Raw genomic sequence first — 22,110 nt, 5'->3', positions numbered from 1 at the left:
CGGCGCGCCCCCGCCCCAGTGCCGGGGGCGCGCCGCCGTCTGGAGGCGCTCCGGCAACAGCGCCATCGCGCCGCCGCCGGTCGCGCCGATCAGCCGCAGGTCCGGGTACTTCTCCAGCCACCCCGCGTACGCGATCATGGCCATGCCGAGGGTGACGTCGCCGAAGCGGCCGATCTGCTCCACGAAGCCGGTCCCCTCGACCCGTTCGGTGCCGACGGGTTCGGCCGGGGCGTGCACCAGGACCGGCACCCCCGCCTCCGCGGCCAGCGCGAAGAACGGGTCGGCCCGTGGCGAGCCGAGCAGCTCCCCGTGGACGCTGGACGTGGTGATCAGGCCGACGAAGGCGGGGTCCGCCAGGGTCTCCCGCACCCCTTCGAGGTGATCGTCGTCGCCGAACGGGTTGGCGTAGACGTAGCCGCGCAGCTGGTCCGGGAACCTGCGGATCAGGCCCGACATCCACGCGTGGAAACTCCGCAGCCGGTCGCGCGGCTGCGCGTAGTTGTCCACGCCCGGCACCCGCGCCATCGCCCCGGCCCCGACCGGGCTGCCGATGATGGTCAGGTCGATCCCGGCCTCGGCGCGGGCGGCGAGCATGCCGTCGACGTCGGTCAGGCTCGGGGGCATGGGGAAGCGTTCGGCCGCTTCCGGTGGGGACAGGTGCCCGTGGATGTCGATGATCACGTGTCGGTTCCCGGTTTCGGTCTGAGTGCGCGGGTGACCGCGGCACAGTCCTGGTCGCCCAGTCCCTGCTCGGTGGCGCGGACGTGGGTCTCTGCCGCGGCGGTCGCCAGCGGCAGGCTCAGGCCGGCTGCTGCTGCCTGCTTGGTAGCGAGCATGAGGTCTTTCGCCATCAGCCGCAGCCGGAAGTCCGGCTCCTCGAAGCGTCCGGCGGCCAGCCGCCGGGACTTGAACGCCATCACCGGCGAGGCGAAGCCGCTGCCCGCGATGGTCTTGAGGACCTGCTGCCGGTCGAGGCCGCAGGCGCCCGCCAGTTCGGTCGCCTCGGCCAGGGCCTGCACCTCGATGCCCATCAGCAGGTTGAGGAGCAGTTTCATCCGCATGCCGGAACCGAGTGCGCCCAGATGGACGACCTCCTTGCCCAGCGTCTCCAGCAGCGGGCGGGCGGCGTCGAACGTCTGCGCCTCGCCGCCGACGAACAGCCGCAGCTCTCCGTCCCGGGCGTGGTCGCGGTTGCCGAGCATGCCCACGTCCAGGATGCGCGGGAGGTCCCCCGCGATCTGGACGACCTCCTCGGGAGCGACGGTGCTGGCACAGAGCAGGACCCCGGGGTAGGGGCCGTCGGCCAGCACGCCGTCCGGTCCGCGCAGCACGGTGCCGAGCGCCTCGCCGTCGGCCACGACGCACAGGGCGGCGCTCGTGCCGGCGACCGCCTCGGCGGGGTGGGCGGCGACGTGGGCGCCCGCCCGGGCGAGCGGTGCGGTCCGGTCCGCGCTGCGGTTCCAGACCCGGACCTGTACGCCCTCGTCGAGGAGGCGGCGGGCCAGGCCCGCGCCCATCGCGCCGAGACCGAGGACGGCGACGGGGCCGTGTGTGGTACGCGTCATGACGCCGTCCCCCTCGTCTCCTTGATCACCCGGAACCGCAGCGACTGCCGCTGGTCGACGAACTCGCGCAGCGGCGCCACCAGCTCGCGGTGCTCCTCGCTCCGCTGCCAGGCGAAGAAGTGCTCGGGGGTCCGCCATTCGCTGGTGATCACCCACTGACGTGAGTCGTCGGCGGGTTCGCCGAGCCTCTCGACGATGTGGCCGGGGGTGCCGGCCACGGACTTCCGGAGCTGTTCGTACAGGTCCAGGAAGCCCTGTTCGCCGCCTTCGACGACGCGGACCGCGAAGACGACGCCCAGCTTCTCGGCCGACCGGCCTATGGGATCGATGCCCATGTCTCCTCCTGAGTGAGATCCGGCGGGACACGACTCCCACGGACTCACGTCCCCCGGACGGCCGCAACTCCGAATGGGGCAGGGGCCGGTGCGGACAAGGGCCGCGCGTAGCCGCGTTCGTCATTTCGGGTGACCGGTGCGGGGCGCCCGGCCGCCGCGGCGGCCGGGCGGGGGAGACCGGTCTCGAACGGAGCGCGGCGCATGACCCGTTCGGGTGACCGCCGCCCGGTCCGGGGGAGGCCCCCGCCGGTTCGCCCGACCGGGTGCCCCGGCCCGCGGGCCCCGGCGGCGTAAACCGGGTGCGGGCGTGGAGCCGGGCGTGGCAGGCTCCCGCGGTGGACCGTGAACGGATCTCCCGACTCGCCCATGCCGATCACCCGGTGGCGGCGCCGCTCGACGACGACGCGGTGCGCCACCTGCTGGAGCGCGCGCTGCCGCGCGGCGACGGGCGGATGCTCGACCTCGGCTGCGGCGGCGGGGAGTGGCTGCTGCGGGCGCTGGCCGCGCGACCGCGGCTGCGCGCCGAGGGCGTCGACGTCTCCGGGCCCGCGCTGGAGCGCGCGCGTGCGGCCGCGGGACGGCTCGGCGTCGGCGACCGCCTGGTCCTCCACCACGCGGACGCCGCCGGGTTCACCGCCCCGCACGCCTTCGACCTCGTGCTCTGCGTGGGGGCCACACACGCCTTCGGCGGTCTCCCGCCCGCCCTGGCGGCGGCGCGCGAGCTCCTCGCGCCCGGCGGACGGGTCCTGGTCGGGGAGGGGTTCTGGGAGCGCCCGCCCGCCCCGGAAGCCGTCGAACTGCTCGGCGACCTCGCCGATCTGGCGACCACGGTGGACCGGGTCGTCGCGGACGGCTGGACGCCGGTACACGGGCACGTCAGCACGCGCCGGGAGCTGGACGCCTACGAGTGGTCCTGGACGGGGTCGTTGGCCTCGTGGGCGCTGGACCGCCCCGCCGGACCTGACCGCGCCCGGGCGCTCGAGGCGGCCACCGCCCACCGCGACGAGTGGCTGCGCGTCTACCGTGACGTCTTCGGCTTCGTCTGCCTGGTGCTGCGTCCCACGACGGACTGAGCACGGATGGCCACGCGCGGACGATCTGCTCGCGCTGGTGCTGTGCGGCTGCGTCCCGCCCACGCGGGGCGGGTGCCGCCGTGCGCCACCTCGGCGAACGCCTGGCGTCGGCGCCCTGGCCGGTCGCCGGCGTGGGCGGCCCGGCGGTGGGCTCGCTGAACCCGGACACCGCCTGGCCCCTCGGGCCGACCGCCCGGAGCGCGCCGTGCGCGCGGGAGAGCCAAGGGGAGCGGGCGGGGACGGCGACGTTCATGGGGACCGGTGGCCGGCCGCTGACGCGCGCCCCTCCCCGCGCAACCCGACCGACGCGCACGCGCCGGTGTTCACCGAGCCGGACCGCACGGACGCCGACTCCACGCTCCGCCCGCGCACCGGGTACGGAGGCGAGCGGCCGAGGCTCCGGTCCGTCCTCCTCTTCGACTGACGCGGGCGCCGCGCCGGTCGCCGTCCCCACCGTCCGCCCGCACCCGCACCCGCACCCGCACCCGCTCCCGCCGCGCCCGGGTGCGGGCGAGGTGACCGGTGCTGCGATGATGATCGCGGTACGGGGTGACGGCGGTCCGGGGAAGCCGGTGGGAATCCGGCGCGGTCCCGCCACCGCGACCGGTGAGCGAGTCCCGGCGGGCAACCCGCCCGGGCGGGACGAGCGGCGACCGGGGAGCCGGGCGCCGGGAGACTCACGCGGTCGTCTGTTCGGCGGACACCGGGGCGCGGCTACCCGGGGAGGGGGCACACGGCATGGTGGAGCGGTCGGCGGGAGACGGAGCGGGCGGGGGACTGCCGGGAGGCGGTCCGGCGCCGTGCCGCGTCGTCGTGTGCCGGGGCTGCTGCTGCGGCACCCCCAAGGTGACCGGCGTCGACCACGCCGCGCAGACCGCGCGGCTGCGGGCGGAGGTGCCGGTGCGCGTCTCCGACTGCCTCGACGTGTGCGACCAGGCGAACGTCGTCGTCGTACAGCCCTCGGCGGCGGCCCGGGCCGCCGGCGCCCGGCCGGTCTGGCTGGGGCTGGTCAACGACGCGGACGTCGTCGAGGACGTCGTCACCTGGGTCCGAGCCGGCGGCCCCGGCGTGGCGCCCCGCCCCGACATCCTCGACCTGTACGCCTTCGCGCCGCCAAGCCGTCGCGGAGAGCCCTGAGGATCGCGGTGGGCGCGTGCCGCCGCCTTGAGGTACGAGCGGCCGGGAAGGACCGGCCGGCGCACCGGGGCGGGCGGCCCGCCGCCGCAGGGACGGGTACTCGGCCGCCGACGGCGTCCCCCGGTCGCCGCTGCGGCGGGGGTGCCGCTGCCCGGTGGGTGCGGCCCTGAGAAGATCGTCCGCGACCCGTGCGCGCACCGGATTGGACCGGTGGGCGCACCAGGCCCGGAAGGAAGCGGGGAGACCATGCGCGGCATCGTGGCCCACGGCCTGACGGAGGCGTGCGGATGACCGGCGGCACGCGTCCGGCCCCGCCCCGGACCGCCGAACCCGTCCTGCTGCGCGTCGAGGGGCACACCGGGTACCTCACGCTGAACCGGCCCGAGGCGCTCAACGCCCTGAACCACGCCATGGTCCACCGCGTCGACGCGGCACTGACCGACTGGGAGCACGACCCGGCCGTACGGACCGTCGTCCTCACCGGCGCGGGGGAGCGCGGCCTCTGCGCGGGCGGGGACATCCGCGGCATCCACGACGACGCCCGCGACGGCGACGGCGCCGCCTCCGCCGCGTTCTGGCGCGACGAGTACCGCCTCAACGCCCGGATCGCCCGCTACCCCAAGCCGTACGTAGCCGTCATGGACGGCATCGTCATGGGCGGCGGCGTCGGCGTCTCCGCGCACGGCGCCGTCCGGATCGTCACCGAACGGTCGCTGATCGCCATGCCCGAGACCGGCATCGGCTTCGTCCCCGACGTCGGCGGCACCCGTCTGCTCGGCCGCGCCCCCGGCGAACTGGGCACCCACCTCGCGCTGACGGGCGCCCGGATCGGCGCCGGCGACGCCCTGCTGTGCGGACTCGCCGACCACTACGTGCCGTCCACCGCCCTCCCCGCCCTCCTCGACGACCTCGCCCACGCGACCGTGGAGGACGCCGTCGCCCGCCACGTACGACCGGCGCCCGCCGGGGAGTTGGCCGAGCGGCGTGCCTGGATCGACGCCTGCTACGGCGCCGGCACGGTCGAGGAGATCGTCCAGCGGCTCTTCGCCCACGGCGGCGTCGACGCCAAGGAGACGGCGGAGACCCTGCTCACCCACTCGCCCACCGCGCTCAAGGTCACCCTGGCCGCGATCCGCCGCGCCCGGCGCCTCGGCTCGCTGGAGGAGGTCCTGGAGCAGGAGTACCGCGTCTCCTGCGCGGCCCTCGGCACCCCCGACCTGGTCGAGGGGATCCGCGCCCGCATCATCGACAAGGACCACGCCCCGCGCTGGTCCCCGGCGACCCTCGCCGAGGTCACCGACACCGACGTGGCCCGCTTCTTCGCCCCCCTCGACGACCGCGCGCGAGGACTCGACGGACACCCGGAGGCACGCCGCCCGCGCTGAGCACTCCGCCGACGACACGGGGGACCACGCCGCCCGGGCGCGGTCCCGGCCGCCCGCCGGTCACGCGGTACGGTCTGTCCGACATCGACGACTGCGAGACGGAAGCCGGTGGGAATCGGTGGGAACCCGGCAACTACCCGGCCGTTCGCCACCGCCACCGCCACCGCCACCGCCACCGCCACCGCCACCGAGCCGCACCGTGCGAACCGGTGGCAGCGGCCGGGTCAGCGGGCGCGGCGGCGCAGCAGGAGGTCCGCGACCACCGGACGATGGTCGGAGGCCGGTGACACGGACGCGTGCGCGCGCAGGACGGTGACGTCCGGTGAGACGGTCACGAGGTCGATCCGCCGCACCGGGTCGGCCGCCGGGTAGGTCTTGTCGCCGTTCGGCGCCGCGTCCGCCAACGTCCCCCACAAGCGCGCCAGTTCGGGCGCGTCCGGCTCGGCGTTGAAGTCGCCCAGCAGCACCTTCGGGCCGGTGTCCCCGGCCAGCACGCCCAGCATGTCGTCGACCTGGGCACGCCGGACCGAGGGGTCCGAGCGGTAGTCCAGGTGGGTCGCGTACACGTGCGCCGAGGCGCCCCGGACCCGCACTGTCACCTCGGCGAAGCCCGGCGCGGGGGCCGGCACCGGGTCGGGCGTCTGGGTGGACAGCCGTGTGATCTCGTGGTTCCGCGCGTCGCGCATCGGGAAGCGGCTCAGCACCGCGACGCCGAACCGCCGCCGTTCGCCGCCCGCCGGGTCACCGGGTAGGTCGTAGATCGGGGCGAAGAAGACCCGCATGCCCAGCCGTACGGCCAACTCCCGGGCCTCGTCGGTGAAGCCGCTGCGGGCGCCCCAGCGCACGTCGACCTCCTGGAGGCCGACCACGTCGGCGTCGAGGTCCCGGATCGCCGCCGCGGTGCGGTCGAGGTCGAAGACGCCGTCCTCGCCGGCCCCGGCGTGGATGTTGTAGGTGGCCACGCGCAGAGGCACCCGCGGCGGGCCCGGGCGGGGGCCGGCCGCCCGGTCCGCCGCCGTCGCGCTCGGCACCGCCGCGCCCAGCACTGCGGTGGCGGCGAGCACGGCGGCGGCCAGTGCGCGGTGAGCGGGTCGTCGGATCGTGCGGTCCACGGCGTCCTCCAGACGGGGGCGGGAAGGCTCACTCCGGCCCGCGTCGGCCCCCGGGCGAGCACCGGGACCGACGCGCGCAACCGTAAGGTAGCGGCCCGGCGCCCACCGGCGTGGCCCCGATGCCGGGTGTCGCGGTCCGGGCGGGGTGGTGCGCCGCGCGGACGGCAGGTGAGGACAGCGGCGTTTCGGCCACCCGCGTCCCGCGCGCTTCCGTTGCCGGACAAGGGCCCGTGTGTCCCGCACACGGCCGGACCCCTCTGTACGGCGGTTCGGACTCCGTCCGAAATACGTGTGTTCGATATCGCGACCGGGTCGTTGAACCGGGTGACGCGACCGCATGACAGGCCCGGGAGCGGCGAGACCCCGGGCCGCACGGCACGAGCGCGGACGCACCCCGTCAGGAGGAGGCCCGGTGACCGGCACGACGCCCCGACCGACGCCGTACGGTGACCCGTCGGCGGGACGGTTCCCCGCCCGCCGGGAACCGGCCGCCGACGCGACCGAGCCCCACGTCATCGGAGTACACCTGTACCTGGAGGACGCGGAGGGCCGGGTCCTGCTCGGACTGCGGCATCCCGACTCCGCCTACGCCGGCCGGACCTGGCACTTCCTCGCGGGACACTGCGAACGGGAGCCGGCCCTCGGGTGCCTCGTCCGCGAGGCCCGCGAGGAGGCCGGTCTGGTCATCGACCCGTCCGACGCGGAGTACGCGCATGCCGTGCACCTCCTCGACGGCCCCGCCGCGCCGCCGCGCGTGCAGTTGGTGTTCCGCGTACGGCGCTGGCGGGGCACCCCGCGGGTGCGCGAGCCGGACAAGTGCCTCGCGGCGCTGGTGGCGGCCGGAGAACCTGCCCGATCCGCTCGTCCCGTACGCCCGGGCCGCCGTCGACGGCATCCGCGCCGGCCGGCTCTACACGGAGATGGGCTGGTGAACGCGTTGACCACCGACCAGTCGCAGCCGGGCGGCACCGCCCGCGAGCGGCACAGGGAACCGCTGGACGTCCATCTGATCCTCCGGAGGGAGACCGCCGGCCGGCCCGAGGTGCTGATGTCACGGCGGGCCGGCCCGGTCTACGCCGCCGGACTCTGGCACCTGCCGTCCGGGCACCTCGACGGCCCGCACGAGGACGTGGTCACCGCCCTGGTCCGCGAGGCCCGGGAGGAGACCGGTGTCACCCTCGATCCGGCCGACGTCCGGGCCGCGGTGACCGTGCACCACCGCGGCCCCGGCGGACGCTCCCGGACCGGGCTCTTCCTCGAGGTCCGCCGGTGGCGGGGCGAGCCGCGGATCGCGGAACCGGAACTGTGCGACGCCATGCGGTGGGTCCCCCTCGACGCGCTCCCCGCCGCGACGGTGGCCTACTGCCGGGCGGGGCTCGACGCGTACGCGGCCGGCGCCCGCCTCGCGGTGCACTTCCAGCGACCCGGGGACACGATCGCCCACGACCCCGTCGCCGACCGGCTCCGCCTCGTACCGGCCGTCGGCGCCGACCCGGCCGCGTCTCCGCCGGAGCCCTCCGTCCGGGAGTTCGCCGAACGCGCGGTAGGACGGATCGGCGGCTGGACGGACGTCGGCTGGGCACGCCGGGACAGCCGGGTGTGGCGGGCCGACGGCGCGCACGGCGGGACCTGGTACGTGAAGGTCCACCAGAACGACCGGTTCCACGTCCGGGAGGTGCGGGCGTACCGGACCTGGGCGACGGCGCTGGGCGCCGCCGCCCCCCGGCTGGTGGCGCCCGACCCGGCCCTGCGGGCCGTGGTGGTCACGGCGGTGCCGGGCCGCCCGCTGCACGGCGCGGTCCTCTCCGTCGCGGAGGGACGCGCGGTCTTCCGCCGGCTCGGCACGCTGACCCGGCTGATCCACGACAGCGCGCCGGCCCGCCCCGCGCCCGCCGGAACCACCCCGGAGACGGCGCGGGCCGACCGCCACCTGACGGAGGCACGGGCCCACCTCGCACCCGGCGACGAGGAGTTCGTCCGCGAACTGCTGGACCGGGACGCCGTCCTGCCGCCCCCGCCGTGGGTGGAGACCCACGGCGACCTCCAGCCGCGCAACGTCCTGCGCGCCGAGGACGGCACCCTGGCCCTGATCGACTTCGAGCGCGCCGCGCCGGGCCCCGCCGTGCGGGACCTGGTGCGGCTCGGCGACGCCTGGGCCGGCCGCCCCGACCTGCACGAGGCGTACTTCGACGGGTACGGCAGACAGCCGACCGCGGCCGAGGAGCGCCGCCTGGAGACCGACTCGGCGCTGGACGCCGTCTCCGGCATCCGCTTCGGCATCGCGCACGGCGACCCGGAACTGGTGGAACGCGGCCGGCGCACCCTGGCCCGGCTGCGTGCCGGCGCCACCGGGCGGACGGTACCGCAGCGCCGGCCGCCGACGTCCGCCACCGGCCCGGCCACCCTTCGTACGACCCGGCTCCCGGACCGGGACCGGCAGGGAAAGGAGACACCGTGAACCGCGTCTGGCTGCCGCCGGAGCAGTACGCCGAGCAACTCATGAAGGCCACCGGATTCGCCTGCGTCCACTTCACCGACGAGCGGGACCGGCCCGTGCAGTTGCACGCCCCGTACAGCCCCTCCCACCCGTGGCAGATGGCCGGTGGCACGATGGAACCCGGCGAGCGGCCCTGGCAGACCGCGGTGCGTGAATGCCATGAGGAGACCGGCATCACGCTCACCGGCCCGCCCCGGCTGCTGGCCGCCGTCTACGGGCTGCCCGGCGCCGAGTGGCCGTACAGCACCATGGGTCTGGTCTTCGACGGGGGGCGCCTCAGCGAGGACCGGATCCGGGAGATCACCCTGGACCCGGAGGAGCACGACGAGCTGCGCGTGCTCCCGCTGGCCGACTGGCGGCCGTTGATGCCGGCCCAGGACTTCGCGCGGCTGACCGCCGTGACCCGGGCCCGCTCCACGGGCACGGCCGCCTACTTCGACACCTGGGACTGGGACGAGGGCTGAGCGGCCGAACCGGGACCACACCCGGGCCGGCTCCGCCGCCTCCCGCGCGGGGTCAGCCGCTCACCAGCGCGGTGAAGCGGTCGACGTCGATGTTGCCGCCGGACGCGATGAGACCGACCCGGCGCGGGAGGCGGTCGACGCGTCCGGCCAGCAGCGCCGCCAGGGGCGTGGCGCCGCTGGGCTCCAGGACGATCTTCAGGCGTTCGAAGGCGAAGCGCATCGCGGTGACGATCTCGGCGTCGCTGACGAGGGCGATGGCGTCGACCAGGCGCTGGTTGACGGGGAAGGTCAACTCGCCGGGGGTGGCCAGGGCCTGACCGTCGGCGATGGTGCGCGGGACCGGGATGGTGACGCGTGCCCCGGCTTCCAGGGAGCGCTTGGTGTCGTCGCCCGCCTCCGGTTCGACGCCGATGACCCGGATGCCGGGGTGCAGCGCCGTGGCGGCGGTGGCGCTGCCGGCGATCAGACCGCCGCCGCCCACGGGCACCAGGAGGGCGTCCAGCGGGCCGGTCTCCTCCAGCAGTTCCAGCGCGGCGGTGCCCTGGCCCGCGATGACGTGCGGATGGTCGTACGGCGGGATCAGGGTGAGCCCGCGGTCCTCGGCCAGGGCGTGGCCGAGCGCGGTGCGGTCCTGGGTGTAGCGGTCGTAGGTGACGACCTCCGCCCCGTACCCGGCGGTCGCCTCCCGCTTGGAACGGGGGGCGTCCTCCGGCATCAGGATGACGGCGGTGGTGCCCAGTTCACGGGCGGCCAGCGCGGTGGCCTGGGCGTGGTTGCCGGAGGAGTAGGCGGCGACGCCCCGCGCCAGCCGCTCCGGGGAGAGCTGGGCCACGGCGTTGTAGGCGCCGCGGAACTTGAAGGCGCCGATCCGCTGGAAGTTCTCGGCCTTGATGAACACCTCGGCGCCGACCAGGGAGTCCAGCGTGCGGGAGGTGAGGACGGGGGTGCGGTGGGCGATGCCCTTCAGGCGGGCGGCGGCCTCGCGGACGTCGGCGAACGAAACGGGCGGTGCGGCGGCCATGGGCTGTCCTTCGGGAAGCGGCAAGCGGGAAACGGGAAGCTGGCGACGGTCGACATGGGGGGCGCAGGGCGACCCCGGGCCGGTCCGCCCGCGCCCGCAGCCGCGCGATGTTGCGCCGCGTGCGGTCGACGTCCACCACGGCGAACGGGGTGTCGGGACCGGCCAGGGTCCGGGCGGCGGGGGAGGGGAGGGTGCTCATGGGCGGACGCCCCTTCACTTCGCGTAGTTGTAGACCGTCGCCCGGGAGACGCCGAGCAGGTCCGCGATGGTCTGCGCCGCGTCGCGCGAGTCGAAGTAGCCGTCGCGCTGGAGCTGTCGTACGAGCGTCTTCTTGTCCTCCCGGCTCAGCGAGCGGGGCGTGGCGGCGCGCTCGGCGGCCCGGGACTCCACCGTCGCGCGCAGCTCGCGCGCGTTGCGGTCCCGCAGGGTCTCCAGGGGTTGGTCGCGGTGCTCGGAGTCCGTGGCCACCAGGTTCGACAGGGCGAGGGTCACCGGGGACAGGACGGACACGTCGAGGTTCAGGCACAGGGCGGCGATGTACTCGCCGGCGACGTTCTTGATGCCGATGGACGTGCTCTTCGCCGGACGGCCGTCGGGGAACCGGTTGGGGTAGTTCTGGATGACGCCGGGGTACGCCGGGTCGGCGATCCGCGCCAGTCCCAACTCGGTCGCCGGGTCGCCCACCTGACGGCCCGACAGGTTGTTCTCGATCGCGCGGATGGCGTGCTCGGGGTCCCGCAGGTCGTGCAGTACCACCTCGCACAGACCGGGGAACATGCGCCCCAGCGCGACGGCGATCTTCTCGGCCTCCCGGACGAGGTGCTCGTCCGCGCGGTCCTCGGGAGTGCCGTCCGCCAGCTGGTCCATGGGGTCCCCTCCGGCCTGCATCGACATGTGGTCCACTTCTGGACCTGAAGTCTAAAAGGCTCGGTGGGTGCTGTCCAGCGGCCCCCGGCAGTACCCCCCGCGCGCCGTCCGGCTCAACTAGGCTGCGTACCAGCACGTTTGGGTACGGCACACACGAACAAGGGGGTCCCATGGCCGACCGGTCCAGCGTGGAGCGCTTGTGGTTGCGCGGTTTCCACCAACCGAAGCCGGGTGCGCCACGGCTGCTCTGCCTGCCGCACGCCGGTGGTTCCGCCAGCTTCTACCTGCCCGTCTCCAAAGCGCTGTCACCGGCGGTGGACGTGCGCGCGGTGCAGTACCCCGGCCGCCAGGACCGGCACGCGGAACCGCCGGCCGGCTCCGTCCAGGAACTGGCGCGGGCGGTGTTCGGCGCGCTGGACGAGCGGGCGGAGACACCCCTGGCCCTCTTCGGGCACAGCATGGGGGCCCTGGTCGCGTTCGAACTGGCGCGGCTCCTGGAGGACGCCGGGCGGCCCCCCGCGGTGGTGTTCCTCTCCGGTCGCCGGGGCCCGTCCGTCGAGCGGATCGAGAACGTGCACCTGGCCGACGACGCGCGGCTGATCGAGGACGTCGCCCAGCTCGACGGCACCGACTCCGCCGTGCTCCGGGACCCGGAACTGCTCCAGCTGATCCTGCCCGCGCTGCGGGCGGACTACCGCGTGGTGGAGACCTATCGGCCCACCCCCGGACCGCGGCTGCGCAGCCCCTTCGTCGTGATGACGGGCGACGCCGACCCGAGGGTCACCCCCGACGAGGCCCGCACCTGGTCCCAGGAGACCGACGGCACCTTCGAGCTCCAGGTGTACCCCGGCGCCCACTTCTACCTGGTGGCACAGCAGCAGGCCGTACTGGCCCGCATCCAGGCCACGCTGCGGCGGCTCGCGCCCGGCACCGGGGCCGTGATCTGAGCCCGGACGCGAGACGCTCGCCGCTGCCCGGGCAGCGGCGAGCGACGGTGTCATGACGCGGGCGGCACCGAAAGGACCGGTGCCGCCCGGGGCGGTGTGCGTCAGCCGATGATCTTGGCGGACTCGATGACCACGGACTCGGTGGGGACGTCCTGGTGGCCGTGGCGGCTGCCCGTCTTGATCGCCTTGACGGAGTCCACGACGTCCTGGCCCTCGACGACCCGGCCGAACACCGCGTAACCCCAGCCGTTCGGGGTCTTCGCCGAGTAGTTGAGGAAGGCGTTGTCCGAAACGTTGATGAAGAACTGGGCGGTCGCGGAGTGCGGGTCGCTCGTCCGCGCCATCGCCACGGTGTAGTTGTCGTTCTTCAGGCCGTTGTCGGCCTCGTTCGGGATCGGCGCCAGGGTGGACTTCTGCTGCATGTCCGGCGTGAAACCGCCGCCCTGGACCATGAAGCCGTTGATCACCCGGTGGAAGATCGTGCCGTCGTAGTGGCCGCTGCGCACGTACGCCAGGAAGTTCTCGACGGTCTTGGGCGCCTCGGCGTCGTTCAGTTCCAGCACGATCCTGCCGAAGTTGGTGTTCAGCTCGACTGTCGACATCACAATCTCCTCATTCCGGTGGGGCGTGCCCACGCTACGGTACGACCCCGGTGGCCGCTAACCGGTGCGATCGAGAACCCCGCCGGTCCGACGGCTCAAACGCACCATGGAATATACGACCACAGGTCGGGCGCGGGTCGCCGCGCCGCCCCGGGCCTCGAACGGCCATCCGGGTCACGGCGGCCTCGCGCGGGCGGCCCGCGGCCCCCGCCGGTGCCGCCGGGCGCCGGACGGGACGTCAGGAGGGGCGGGAGGCGTCGCCAGGCACGGGCGGCAGCGCCAGGTGCGCCAGGTCACCCGGCGGCGGCGTGGACACCGGCCACAGCGGGGCGGCCACCCCGTCGGCGAGCGCGGCCGGCGCGTCGGTGAGGTTCATGCGGTCCCGCAGCCGGCCGTAGAAGTCCATCGGCCCCAGCCGTACCGCCTTGAGCCGGCGCGGAGCGGCGTACACCCCGATCCAGTCCCCGGGGCCGAGCACCCCGCGCAGCTGCCCGTCGATGCTGACCGCGGCCTGACCCGACCCGCCCAGCACCCGCAGCGCGACCGGCTCGTCCGGCGCGGCCACCACCGAGCGGTTGAACACCATGTGCGGCGCGACCGGCGTGAACACCAGGCCCTCCGCGCGCGGCGAGACCACCGGCCCGCCCGCCGCGAAGCTGTACGCCGTGGACCCCGTGGGCGTGGCCACCAGCAGCGCGTCGGCCGAGTACGAGGCCAGCAGCCGGCCCGCCAGATAGACCCCGACCGACACCTGCCGGTCCCGGGCCAGCTTCTCCACCACCACGTCGTTCAGCGCGACGACGTTCAGCGCGACACCCCAGTCCCCGCTCGTCTCGCACTCCGCGCGCACCCGGGGCGGGGGCAGCATCGGACCGCGCCCGTAGCGCAGCAGCGCCTCCATCTGGGCGGGCACCTCCAGCCGGCACGATGCCCGCAGGGTGAGCAGCATCCGGCTCTCGACGTCGATCCGCTCCTCCCGAACGGCGTCCAGCGCGGCCCGCACCGCCGTGGCGGGCACCTCGGTGAGGAAGCCGACCCGGCCGAGGTCGACGCCGAGCACCAGGGCGTCGTTCTCGGCGGCCAGCCGGGCACCGCGCAGGAACGTGCCGTCGCCGCCCAGGGTCACGATGAGGTCCGGATCGCCGGCGCCCGCCACCTCCTCGCCGGCGCTGTGCCGCGCGCCCTCCCGCCACACGTCGATGTCCGCGCACCCCACCGCGTGCTCGGCGCACCAGGCGCGCACCTCGCGCGCGGCGGCCACCGCCTCGGCGCGCCCGCCGTGCACGACCAGGCCGACCCGGTTCACCGTCATACCCGCACACCGCCTCCCAGTCGGCTCCTGCCGAGCGTCATCCTCGCCGCCGACCGTGCCGGTGCGGCGCGCGCCACGCCGTCGGCGGCCGAGGCGCGGGTTCCGCCGTCGGTGTCGTCGCCCGGCGGCGAGCCCGCCGGGGGCGGCCCCGGCCTCACCCCCGGTCGTCGTCCGCCGCGAGGAAGGGTTCGAGCAGCGCCAGCAGTTCCCGCGGGCGGTCCAGCGGGATGAGGTGACCGCAGTCCGGGATCACCTCACCGGTCAACCGCTCGGCATGCGGCCGGAGTTGCCGTTCCAGCGCCCGGCCCACCGGATGGGCGCCGATGGTGAGGGCGGGCACGGCGAGGCGGGCGCCGGTCACGGCCCCTCGGATCTGCCTGGCGCCGGCCGCCATCGCCCGGTACGGGCCGAACGCCGCGCGCAGTGCCCCGCCGCCGGCGTAGGCGCGGACGAACGCGGCCCGCACGTCCGGCCGCACGCCCCGGCCGAGCGTGCCGCGGTCCAGGAACCAGCCGACGTACGCCTCCTCGTGTCCTTCCAGCACGGTCTCCGCCAGACCGGGTACGGCATGGAAACCGAACCACCACGGCGGCCCGGCGGCGAGGAACTCCTCGGCGCCCGGGAGGTCGCCCAGCAGCGACTCCATCAGCACCAGCCGCCGTACCAGTCCGGGCCGCCGCATGGCCAGCAGGAACGCGGGCGGTGTGCCGAGGTCGATGCCGACCACGGCGGCAGGGCCGGCGTCGAGCGCCTCCAGCAGGCCGGCGGCGTCGGCGGCGAGGTTCCCGGCGTCGTACCCGTCCGCCGGCCGGTCGCTGTCGCCGAACCCCCGCAGGTCCGGCGCGATCACCCGGTGCCGGCGGGCCAGCGGTCCGATCACCTCCGTCCACAGCCGCCAGGTGTGCGGGAAGCCGTGCAGCAGCAGGACGGCCGGACCCGCGCCGGCCGTGGCGACGTTGAGCCCGGTCCCGTTGACGGTGACCCGGCGCAGCCGGACGCCGGGCACGGAGGTGACGGTCATGAGCGATCCCTCGGGTAACCAATGGTGACAAGGGAACGTTAGGTAACTAGTCTCGGCCCCGACAGACCGCACTTTCCCGTCAGTTGGTGAGCTACAGGTGACCTCCCAGGCCAAGGACGTGCCCGCCGCGCGCGGCGACCTCTTCGACCCCGCGTGCCCGACCCGCCGACTGCTCGACCGCATCGGTACGAAGTGGACGTCGATGGCGGTGAAGGTGCTGGCGGAGGCGGCCCCGGGCGAGGTGCGCTTCGCCGAACTGCTGCGCCGGATGCCGGGCATCTCGCAGAAGATGCTCTCGGCGACGCTGCGCGGTCTGGTGCGCGACGGCCTGGTCGCGCGCAGGGTGGAGCCCTCCGTACCGCCCGGTGTACACTACCGGCTCACCGAACTCGGCCTGTCGCTCGACCTCGTACTCGCCGCGGTCCGGGACTGGGCCGAGGAGCACATGGCCGAGGTGGACCGGGCGAACGGGCTGATCGACCGGCGGGACGGGCGGCCGGACGGCGGGTGAACGGCGCCCGGTCCGCCCCGGTGTGATCTCCCCCCTTGCGACCGCCGCACCGCTCCCGTGAGCCTCCCCTCGAACGATTTCCCGAAGAACTGTTATCGGCGCCGCCCCGGGCGGTCTCCCAGGTGACGGACAGGACCGTTCGGCGTCGAGGACAGGGAAGCTCTGATGAGGACACAGCACACGGTGGACACGGCGGGACTGGTGAACGCCGCCCGCGCGGGAGACCCGGCGGCCCAGGACGCCCTGGTCGGCGCCTACCTCCCGCTGGTCTACAACATCGTGGGCCGGGCCCTGAACGGTTCCGTCGACGTCGACGACGTGGTGCAGGAGACCATGCTGCGGGCCCTCGGCTCGCTCGGCGACCTGCGCACCCCGGAGAGCTTCCGCTCCTGGCTCGTGGCCATCGCGATGAACCGGGTGCGGGAGCACCGGCAGGACCGGCGGCTCGTCCCGGGCGCCGTGGAGGAGGCCGCCGACGTCGCCGACCCGGGCGCCGACTTCGTGGACCTGACCATCGTCCGGCTCCAGTTGGCCGGCCAGCGCCGGGAGACCGCGCTCGCCACGCGCTGGCTGGAGCCGGACGACCGCGAGGTGCTGTCGCTGTGGTGGCTGGAGTGCGCCGGTGAGCTGACCCGGGCCGAGGTCGCCACAGCCCTCGGGGTGTCGCCGCGGCACACGGCGGTACGGGTGCAGCGGATGAAGGCGCGGCTGGAGGCGGCCCGCCTGGTGGTGCGGGCGCTCGACACCCGGCCCGCCTGCGCGGAACTGCGGGGCGTGCTCGCCTCCTGGGACGGCCTGCCCTCCGCCCTCTGGCGCAAGCGGGCAGCCCGGCACGCCCGCGACTGCGCGCGCTGCGGCGGCCTGGGGAGCGGACTGCTGCCGGCGGAGGGGCTGCTGGCCGGGCTGGCGCTGGTCGCGGTCTCCTCGGCACTGTTCGCGGCGACCCGCTCGTCCGTGGTGGCGGCGGCCCCGACCACGGCCGGCTCCGCCGCCCCGCTCCCGCCACAGGCCGAAACCCCCCGCCCTGCCGACGAGTTGGATACGGCAGAGCCGGGCATGGCGGGAGGGGGCATGGCGGAGCCGGGTGCGGAGGGGTCGGGCACGGCCGGACCGGCCGCGGGTTCGGGACGGTTCCACGGCGCCGCCGCGGACCGGGGCCCCGGCGGGCCGGGAGCGGACGGTGACGGCCCGCACCCGGCGACGGGCGGGGCCGGGCTGCGCGCCTCCCGCCGCCGTACGACCGCCCGCGGTGAGGCCCGGCGCCGACGGCGCGTCCGGCGCCGGGCCGTCGGCGGCGCCGTGGTGGCGGCCTGCCTGGCGGGCGGCGGACTCTGGTATCTCGGCACCGGCTCAGGACCGGAGACGACGGAGGCGACCGCCGCGCCGACCGCCGCCGCTCCGGTCGTGGATCTCGCGCGGCCCGGCGCCGAGGAGACGTCGGCGTCGCCCTCGGCGTCCGCGTCGCCCTCGCCCACCCCCTCGTCACCGTCACCGTCACCGTCGCACTCGAAGGAGACGGCCCCCGCCAAGAGCCCGCGCCCCGCGCGCCGGACCGCCACACCCCAGGCGGAGCCGACCGCCCGTGACACCCCGCGGGCCACCGGCACCCCCCGGGCACGGTCGGCGCCCGCGGGCACGGTGGCGCAGGTGATCGCGCTGGTGAACAAGGAGCGGGCGGCGGCCGGGTGCGGTCCGGTCACCGAGGACGGACAGCTGGACGGGGCCGCGCAGGGCCTCTCCGACGACATGGCGGCCCGCGGTTTCTTCGACCACACGGACCCGGACGGCGACGGCCCCGGCGAGCGCATCACCGCGGCGGGCTACCGCTGGTCCACGTACGGCGAGAACATAGCCCGGGGCCAGCAGGGCCCGCAGGCGGTGATGGACTCCTGGATGAACAGCCCGGGCCACCGCGCCAACATCCTCAACTGCTCGTTCAGGAACATCGGCGTGGGTGTGCGCAACGGCTCGGGCGGCCCGTGGTGGACCCAGGACTTCGGCGCCGAGCGGTGAACGGCGGCCCGGCCGGGGGCTCAGCGTGCCGTGCCGAAGTCCTGGGTCCAGTAACTCCCGGGCTGCGCCAGGCCGACGCCGATCTCCTTGAAGGAGCAGTTGAGGATGTTGGCCCGGTGGCCGGGGCTGGACATCCAGCCCGCCATGACCTGATCGGCCGTGGTGTAACCGTAGGCGACGTTCTCCCCATAGCTGCTCCAGGTGTAACCGGCGCGCGTGATGCGGTCTCCCGGTGACGACCCGTCGGATCCGGTGTGCGACATGTTCCGCTGGGCGGCCATGTCGTCGCTGTGCGCCTGCGCGGCCTTGGTCAGCGTCGCGTTCAGGGTCAGCGGCTGGCAACCGGCCTTCCCCCGCTCGGTGTTGACGAGCCTCAGGATGTCGGCGGCGACCCCGGACGCCGGGGCGGCGGACCCGGGAGTGCTCGGCGCGGCGGAGGCCGGGACGGAGGCGGGAGCGGCGGGAGCGGAGGGGGTGGCGGCCGGGGCGGCCGGAGCCGTGGTGGTCCGGGGAGCGCCGGGGGAGGAGGTCCGCGCGGTCCGGTGGACCGTGACCCTCTTGGTCTTCTCGGCCTTCCCGGCCGGCGCGGTGGTCCCCGTGGCGGTGGTCGACGGCGCGACCGTCTGCGGTGCAACTGTCTGCGGCGGCACGGTCTGCGGTGCGGCTGGCTGCGGCGGCACGGTCTCCTGGACGTTGCTGGGGTAATGCCCGGCGACGCCCTGCCACCGCACCCCGGGCGCCCCCGCCGCGGCGGTCTGCGACTGTGTGTCCGTGCCGCCCGGCCAGTCGGAACAGGCCAGGGCGACGGATGGCACGCCCACGGCGCCGACGGCGACGGCGGACACGACTATCCGCCGGTAGTGCTTGTTCTTGCGGTGCTGGCCCATACGTCAACCTCACTCGGTGATCGCGGAGCGCTCATTCTTCTGACGCCCTCACACGGGACGCAAAGGGCCCTTCCACTACCGCGCTTCGTAGGTCGGTGCGGGTCTTGTCAGACGGCCGGAGAAATGTCCTCTTCACGATCGCGATGTTTGCGATTCACTGTCACGCCGTCAGGAGGCCGTGCGTCACACGGGGTACGGCGAAACGCCGGGAAGCCGGCCGATGGACGCCCGGGCCGCGGTGCACGTCAACGGCAAGCCGGACAAATCTCATATGTCATGGGAGTCGCGTCTACTATGCGGCATGGTGGGGCGCCGAGGAGCCTGTGACTGATGTCACCTCTCGCCTGGGCAACCGTTCGCGGTGGACGCGGGGGAGCGCACGTCCGCGCGGCGGCCGGAGCCCTCGGCGTCCGGCCGCCGCGCGACCCGTGTCGGTCTCCGTCACTCGTTGAAGACGGCCTTGCTGACCTCGGCGGGGTTCTGGAACTCCTTCTTCCCGAGGTGGGAGATCCGATCGGTGATCTCCTTCGAGGCGTGGTTGTTCTCGGCCACCTTCCGAAGCTGCTCGGAATCGGCCGGGTACTCCACGCCGGACAGGGCTTTCTGCAGATCAGGTGGGGTGATACCCGCCATGGTCCCTCCAGGCGGTGCGATGGTGCACGGTCAACGGCCGGCGCCGCATGCTGCGCCGGAACCGGTCAGGTACCCATCCGACGGAAGCGGATGCAGATATTCCGCTCCGGATGGTGGGCCCCTCGGCGCACGGGTACCCGGGCTTCCGGAACCAGGCACAGGACGGGCGGGAGAACCCGATGAGCGAGAGCACCCCTTCCCAGGCCGAGGGCGAGCCGCAGACCGACGCCCCCGACGCGGAGCAGCCGCCCCGCACCACTCCCTCCCAGGCGGAGGGGGAGGACCCCGGCGACGAGGACACGAACGAGGTCACCAGCGGGGGCACCCACTAGGGCACGGAGGGAGACGACACATAGGCAGAAGACCCCGATCCGGGAATAGCTCGACCGCTGCCCCGCTGCCCCGCTGCCCCGCACGGGCCTGTGGTTGGCCCGCCTTGACGCCCCCGGAGCGCCGACCTAGCGTGATCGTTCATGTCCGGACCGGATCAGATCGGATCGGACAGGCAGGCAGGCAGAGCAAGGGGGAAGCTCGGCGATGGCGTATCCGCAGGACCCTCTCGACGGCACGTCCACCGGCCACCCCCTGCGGGTGGAGACGCACGGCCTCGACGTGATCGGGGACGCGGAGCGCCGGGGCACCCCCCGCACCCTGTTCTGGCCCTGGTTCGGGGCCAACGTCTCCGTCCTCGGCCTCAGTTACGGCGCGTTCGCGCTGGGCTTCGGCATCTCCTTCCGGCAGGCCCTCGCCGCCGGTGTACTCGGCATCGTCGGGTCATTCCTGCTGTGCGGCCTCATCGCGGTCGCCGGGAAGCGGGGCTCGGCCCCGACGATGGTGCTCAGCCGTGCCGCGTACGGCGTGCGCGGCAACCGGCTGCCGTCCGCCGTCTCCTGGATGCTCACGGTCGGCTGGGAGACCGTCCTGATCGCGCTCGCCACGATGGCCACCGCGACGGTCTTCGGCCGCCTCGGGTGGGGCGGCGGCACCGGGACCGAGGTGGCGGCCCTCCTGGTGGTGGCCGCGCTGACCGTGACCGGCGGGGTGACCGGCTTCGACCTGATCATGCGGCTCCAGACCTGGATCACCCTGGTCACGGGTGTTCTCACGATCGCCTATGTCGCCCTCGTCGCCGACCATATCCACTGGAGCGCGGTCGACGCCGTCCCGGCGGGATCGACGCAGCAGTTCATCGGCGCGCTGGTGTTCATGATGACCGGCTTCGGGCTCGGCTGGGTCAACGCCGCCGCCGACTACTCCCGTTACCTGCCCCGCGGCTCGGCCGGTCGTGGGGTGGTCGGCTGGACCACGTTCGGCGCCAGCCTCGCCCCGCTGGTACTGCTGGTCTCCGGCCTGCTGCTGGCCGGGTCCTCCGAGGAACTGAGCGCGGCGATCGCGGTCGACCCGATCGGCGCGCTGACGACGGTCCTGCCGACCTGGTTCCTCGTGCCGTTCGCCGTCGTCGCCGTCCTCGGGCTGGTCGGCGGCGCCGTCCTCGACATCTACTCCTCCGGCCTGGCCCTGCTCGCGACCGGCCTGCGGGTGCCCCGCTACCTCGCCGCCCTGATCGACGGCGTCCTGATGACCGCCGGCGCGGTGTACATCGTGTTCTTCGCCGACGACTTCCTCGGCCAGTTCATGGGCTTCCTCACCACCCTCGGCGTGCCCATCGCGGCCTGGGCCGGTGTCATGCTCGCCGACCTGGCCCTGCGCCGCCGCGACTACGACGAGGGCGACCTGTACCGTCCGCGGGGCCGCTACGGCGACGTCCCCCTCCTCCCGCTGCTCGTCACCCTCGCCGCCACGGCCGTCGGCTGGGGCCTGGTCACCAACACCGCGGCGCACTGGCTGACCTGGCAGGGCTATCTGCTCGGGCCCCTCGGCCTCGGCGGCAGAACCGGTGCCTGGGCGTACGCCAACCTCGGTGTCCTGGCCGCACTGGCGCTCGCCTTCCTCGGCACGCTGGTGCCGGGCCGGGGCCGGGTGCGCGAACAGGAGGCCCGGGCACCCCGTCCGGCGCCGGGCCGGGAGGTGCCGGACGCGTGAGCGCCGGACACCTCGCCGTCATCGACATGCAGCGCGTCTTCGCCGATCCGGCGAGCCCCTGGGCCACACCCCGGTACGCGGACGCGGCGGCGGGGGTGCGCCGCCTGCTGCCCGCCTTCGCCGGCCGCGTCACCTTCACTTGGTTCGTGGCCGCCGAGCGGCCCGCCGGTGCCTGGCGCGCGTACTACGACCGGTGGCCCTTCGCCCGGCGGCCCCCGGACGCCGCGCTCTGGGAGCTGAGCGACGGGTTCGCCGAGCTCGCGGACCACGTCCTGGACGCCACCACCTTCGGCAAGTGGACCCCCGCGCTCGCCTCCCGGGTCGGCCCGGCCGGCCGTCTGGTACTGGCCGGCGTCAGCACCGACTGCTGTGTGCTGTCCACCGCCCTGGCCGCCGCGGACGCCGGTGCCGAGGTGCTGGTCGTGGCGGACGCCTGCGCCGGGGCGGACGACGAAGCCCACCGCATGGCACTCCAGATCATGGAGCTGTACCGGCCGCTGATCCGGGTCACCACCGTCGCCGACGTGCTGGCGGAGACGGGTACGTGACCGTGCCACGACGCTTGCCGCGCCCCTGACCGCTGGGGTCCCGCTTGCCACACCCCGACCGCAACGGGGCCGCCTGCCGCGCCCCGACCACCCCGGCCCCGACCCCCCGGGCGCCCCGACCCCGACCGGTGCCGACC

The 22,110-nt window shown here is 74.8% G+C and carries 22 protein-coding genes and 1 riboswitch; of the genes, 11 read left to right on the top strand and 11 right to left on the bottom strand.

Translation table 11 applies throughout. From position 1 onward, the window contains the following. From IF37_RS0134530 to IF37_RS0134520, 3 genes are all read right to left on the bottom strand, one after another. Positions 1–681 (bottom strand): amidohydrolase family protein (locus tag IF37_RS0134530; RefSeq protein WP_030752104.1); only part of this gene is annotated, 681 nt, incomplete at its 3' end. Continuing rightward, complete coding sequence (locus tag IF37_RS0134525) at positions 678–1,565, bottom strand: NAD(P)-dependent oxidoreductase (protein ID WP_030752101.1); 888 nt, start codon at positions 1,563–1,565, stop codon at positions 678–680. The genes IF37_RS0134530 and IF37_RS0134525, both read right to left, overlap by 4 nt. Then, a complete protein-coding gene (locus IF37_RS0134520; RefSeq protein ID WP_030752098.1) occupies positions 1,562–1,900 on the bottom strand; it encodes an antibiotic biosynthesis monooxygenase in 339 nt (112 codons plus the stop codon). Before IF37_RS0134520 ends, IF37_RS0134525 begins: the two co-directional genes overlap by 4 nt. Before the next feature lie 335 nt (positions 1,901–2,235). Between IF37_RS0134520 and IF37_RS0134515 the strand changes: the two genes are divergently transcribed. The 3 genes from IF37_RS0134515 to IF37_RS0134500 all read left to right on the top strand — a co-directional run bounded on the left by IF37_RS0134515 (position 2,236) and on the right by IF37_RS0134500 (position 5,495). Further along, positions 2,236–2,973, top strand: a complete 738-nt coding sequence (locus IF37_RS0134515) for a cyclopropane-fatty-acyl-phospholipid synthase family protein (RefSeq protein ID WP_030752095.1) — start codon at positions 2,236–2,238, stop codon at positions 2,971–2,973. Between the two features lie 562 nt (positions 2,974–3,535). After that, positions 3,536–3,604: riboswitch (cobalamin riboswitch) on the top strand. A 107-nt stretch (positions 3,605–3,711) separates the two neighbouring features. Continuing rightward, positions 3,712–4,110: a (2Fe-2S) ferredoxin domain-containing protein gene (locus tag IF37_RS0134505; protein WP_173457081.1), complete on the top strand. Its 399-nt coding sequence runs from the start codon at positions 3,712–3,714 to the stop codon at positions 4,108–4,110. 287 nt (positions 4,111–4,397) lie between these two features. After that, complete coding sequence (locus IF37_RS0134500) at positions 4,398–5,495, top strand: enoyl-CoA hydratase/isomerase family protein (protein ID WP_030752090.1); 1,098 nt, start codon at positions 4,398–4,400, stop codon at positions 5,493–5,495. Between the two features lie 224 nt (positions 5,496–5,719). On the opposite strand, the gene IF37_RS0134495 is transcribed toward IF37_RS0134500, so the two are convergent. Further along, a complete protein-coding gene (locus IF37_RS0134495) occupies positions 5,720–6,607 on the bottom strand; it encodes an endonuclease/exonuclease/phosphatase family protein (RefSeq protein ID WP_030752088.1) in 888 nt (295 codons plus the stop codon). A 412-nt stretch (positions 6,608–7,019) separates the two neighbouring features. On the opposite strand from IF37_RS0134495, the gene IF37_RS0134490 reads away from it, so the two are divergent. Beyond that, a complete protein-coding gene (locus IF37_RS0134490) occupies positions 7,020–9,065 on the top strand; it encodes an NUDIX domain-containing protein (RefSeq protein WP_367647145.1) in 2,046 nt (681 codons plus the stop codon). Beyond that, entirely contained in the window at positions 9,062–9,568 is a 507-nt protein-coding gene (locus IF37_RS0134485) for an NUDIX domain-containing protein (protein WP_030752083.1), read from the top strand. The genes IF37_RS0134490 and IF37_RS0134485 overlap by 4 nt, the downstream gene beginning before the upstream one ends. Positions 9,569–9,620: 52 nt before the next feature. Here the strand turns inward: IF37_RS0134485 and IF37_RS0134480 are convergent, their stop codons facing one another. Both IF37_RS0134480 and IF37_RS0134475 read right to left on the bottom strand, forming a co-directional pair. Beyond that, on the bottom strand, positions 9,621–10,589 hold the full coding sequence (locus IF37_RS0134480; protein ID WP_030752080.1) for a threo-3-hydroxy-L-aspartate ammonia-lyase: 969 nt from the start codon (positions 10,587–10,589) through the stop codon (positions 9,621–9,623). A 213-nt stretch (positions 10,590–10,802) separates the two neighbouring features. Continuing rightward, positions 10,803–11,456, bottom strand: a complete 654-nt coding sequence (locus IF37_RS0134475) for a transcriptional regulator (RefSeq protein ID WP_037857774.1) — start codon at positions 11,454–11,456, stop codon at positions 10,803–10,805. Between the two features lie 170 nt (positions 11,457–11,626). Between IF37_RS0134475 and IF37_RS0134470 the strand changes: the two genes are divergently transcribed. Continuing rightward, on the top strand, positions 11,627–12,403 hold the full coding sequence (locus IF37_RS0134470) for a thioesterase II family protein (RefSeq protein ID WP_030752074.1): 777 nt from the start codon (positions 11,627–11,629) through the stop codon (positions 12,401–12,403). Between the two features lie 101 nt (positions 12,404–12,504). Here the strand turns inward: IF37_RS0134470 and IF37_RS0134465 are convergent, their stop codons facing one another. From IF37_RS0134465 to IF37_RS0134455, 3 genes are all read right to left on the bottom strand, one after another. Then, entirely contained in the window at positions 12,505–13,005 is a 501-nt protein-coding gene (locus IF37_RS0134465; RefSeq protein ID WP_030752071.1) for a peptidylprolyl isomerase, read from the bottom strand. A gap of 238 nt (positions 13,006–13,243) precedes the next feature. Beyond that, positions 13,244–14,317, bottom strand: coding sequence for an NAD(+)/NADH kinase (locus IF37_RS0134460; RefSeq protein WP_030752068.1), 1,074 nt, complete (start codon positions 14,315–14,317; stop codon positions 13,244–13,246). 154 nt (positions 14,318–14,471) lie between these two features. Continuing rightward, positions 14,472–15,338: an alpha/beta fold hydrolase gene (locus IF37_RS0134455; protein WP_030752066.1), complete on the bottom strand. Its 867-nt coding sequence runs from the start codon at positions 15,336–15,338 to the stop codon at positions 14,472–14,474. Positions 15,339–15,435: 97 nt separating this feature from the next. Between IF37_RS0134455 and IF37_RS0134450 the strand changes: the two genes are divergently transcribed. Further along, positions 15,436–15,849: a helix-turn-helix domain-containing protein gene (locus IF37_RS0134450; protein WP_030752063.1), complete on the top strand. Its 414-nt coding sequence runs from the start codon at positions 15,436–15,438 to the stop codon at positions 15,847–15,849. Positions 15,850–16,014: 165 nt separating this feature from the next. Continuing rightward, a complete protein-coding gene (locus tag IF37_RS0134445) occupies positions 16,015–17,862 on the top strand; it encodes a sigma-70 family RNA polymerase sigma factor (RefSeq protein WP_030752060.1) in 1,848 nt (615 codons plus the stop codon). Positions 17,863–17,882: 20 nt separating this feature from the next. Here the strand turns inward: IF37_RS0134445 and IF37_RS0134440 are convergent, their stop codons facing one another. Together IF37_RS0134440 and IF37_RS0134435 are read right to left on the bottom strand one after the other, a co-directional pair. Continuing rightward, positions 17,883–18,749: a CAP domain-containing protein gene (locus IF37_RS0134440; RefSeq protein WP_030752057.1), complete on the bottom strand. Its 867-nt coding sequence runs from the start codon at positions 18,747–18,749 to the stop codon at positions 17,883–17,885. Between the two features lie 441 nt (positions 18,750–19,190). After that, positions 19,191–19,382: a DUF2795 domain-containing protein gene (locus tag IF37_RS0134435; RefSeq protein WP_030752053.1), complete on the bottom strand. Its 192-nt coding sequence runs from the start codon at positions 19,380–19,382 to the stop codon at positions 19,191–19,193. A 179-nt stretch (positions 19,383–19,561) separates the two neighbouring features. Here IF37_RS0134435 and IF37_RS45105 point away from each other — a divergent pair, with 179 nt between their 5' ends. The 3 genes from IF37_RS45105 to IF37_RS0134420 all read left to right on the top strand — a co-directional run bounded on the left by IF37_RS45105 (position 19,562) and on the right by IF37_RS0134420 (position 21,973). After that, complete coding sequence (locus IF37_RS45105) at positions 19,562–19,714, top strand: hypothetical protein (protein ID WP_173457079.1); 153 nt, start codon at positions 19,562–19,564, stop codon at positions 19,712–19,714. 205 nt (positions 19,715–19,919) lie between these two features. Further along, complete coding sequence (locus tag IF37_RS0134425; protein ID WP_037857769.1) at positions 19,920–21,425, top strand: cytosine permease; 1,506 nt, start codon at positions 19,920–19,922, stop codon at positions 21,423–21,425. After that, positions 21,422–21,973, top strand: coding sequence for a cysteine hydrolase family protein (locus IF37_RS0134420; RefSeq protein ID WP_052845531.1), 552 nt, complete (start codon positions 21,422–21,424; stop codon positions 21,971–21,973). Before IF37_RS0134425 ends, IF37_RS0134420 begins: the two co-directional genes overlap by 4 nt. Positions 21,974–22,110: the final 137 nt, after the last annotated feature.

Source organism: Streptomyces sp. NRRL S-31 (genome assembly GCF_000718775.1).
Taxonomy (GTDB): Bacteria; Actinomycetota; Actinomycetes; order Streptomycetales; family Streptomycetaceae; genus Streptomyces.
Note: the sequence above shows the minus strand (reverse complement) of the source record. Positions and strands in the feature narration are given on the sequence as shown.

Coding starts and splice junctions, on each gene's coding strand:
- IF37_RS0134525 (WP_030752101.1), bottom strand. CDS start 1,565: ATGACGCGTACCACACACGGCCCCGTCGCCGTCCTCGGTCTCGGCGCG.
- IF37_RS0134520 (WP_030752098.1), bottom strand. CDS start 1,900: ATGGGCATCGATCCCATAGGCCGGTCGGCCGAGAAGCTGGGCGTCGTC.
- IF37_RS0134505 (WP_173457081.1), top strand. CDS start 3,712: ATGGTGGAGCGGTCGGCGGGAGACGGAGCGGGCGGGGGACTGCCGGGA.
- IF37_RS0134500 (WP_030752090.1), top strand. CDS start 4,398: ATGACCGGCGGCACGCGTCCGGCCCCGCCCCGGACCGCCGAACCCGTC.
- IF37_RS0134480 (WP_030752080.1), bottom strand. CDS start 10,589: ATGGCCGCCGCACCGCCCGTTTCGTTCGCCGACGTCCGCGAGGCCGCC.
- IF37_RS0134475 (WP_037857774.1), bottom strand. CDS start 11,456: ATGGACCAGCTGGCGGACGGCACTCCCGAGGACCGCGCGGACGAGCAC.
- IF37_RS0134470 (WP_030752074.1), top strand. CDS start 11,627: ATGGCCGACCGGTCCAGCGTGGAGCGCTTGTGGTTGCGCGGTTTCCAC.
- IF37_RS0134465 (WP_030752071.1), bottom strand. CDS start 13,005: ATGTCGACAGTCGAGCTGAACACCAACTTCGGCAGGATCGTGCTGGAA.
- IF37_RS0134460 (WP_030752068.1), bottom strand. CDS start 14,317: ATGACGGTGAACCGGGTCGGCCTGGTCGTGCACGGCGGGCGCGCCGAG.
- IF37_RS0134455 (WP_030752066.1), bottom strand. CDS start 15,338: ATGACCGTCACCTCCGTGCCCGGCGTCCGGCTGCGCCGGGTCACCGTC.
- IF37_RS0134445 (WP_030752060.1), top strand. CDS start 16,015: ATGAGGACACAGCACACGGTGGACACGGCGGGACTGGTGAACGCCGCC.
- IF37_RS0134440 (WP_030752057.1), bottom strand. CDS start 18,749: ATGGGCCAGCACCGCAAGAACAAGCACTACCGGCGGATAGTCGTGTCC.
- IF37_RS0134435 (WP_030752053.1), bottom strand. CDS start 19,382: ATGGCGGGTATCACCCCACCTGATCTGCAGAAAGCCCTGTCCGGCGTG.
- IF37_RS45105 (WP_173457079.1), top strand. CDS start 19,562: ATGAGCGAGAGCACCCCTTCCCAGGCCGAGGGCGAGCCGCAGACCGAC.
- IF37_RS0134425 (WP_037857769.1), top strand. CDS start 19,920: ATGGCGTATCCGCAGGACCCTCTCGACGGCACGTCCACCGGCCACCCC.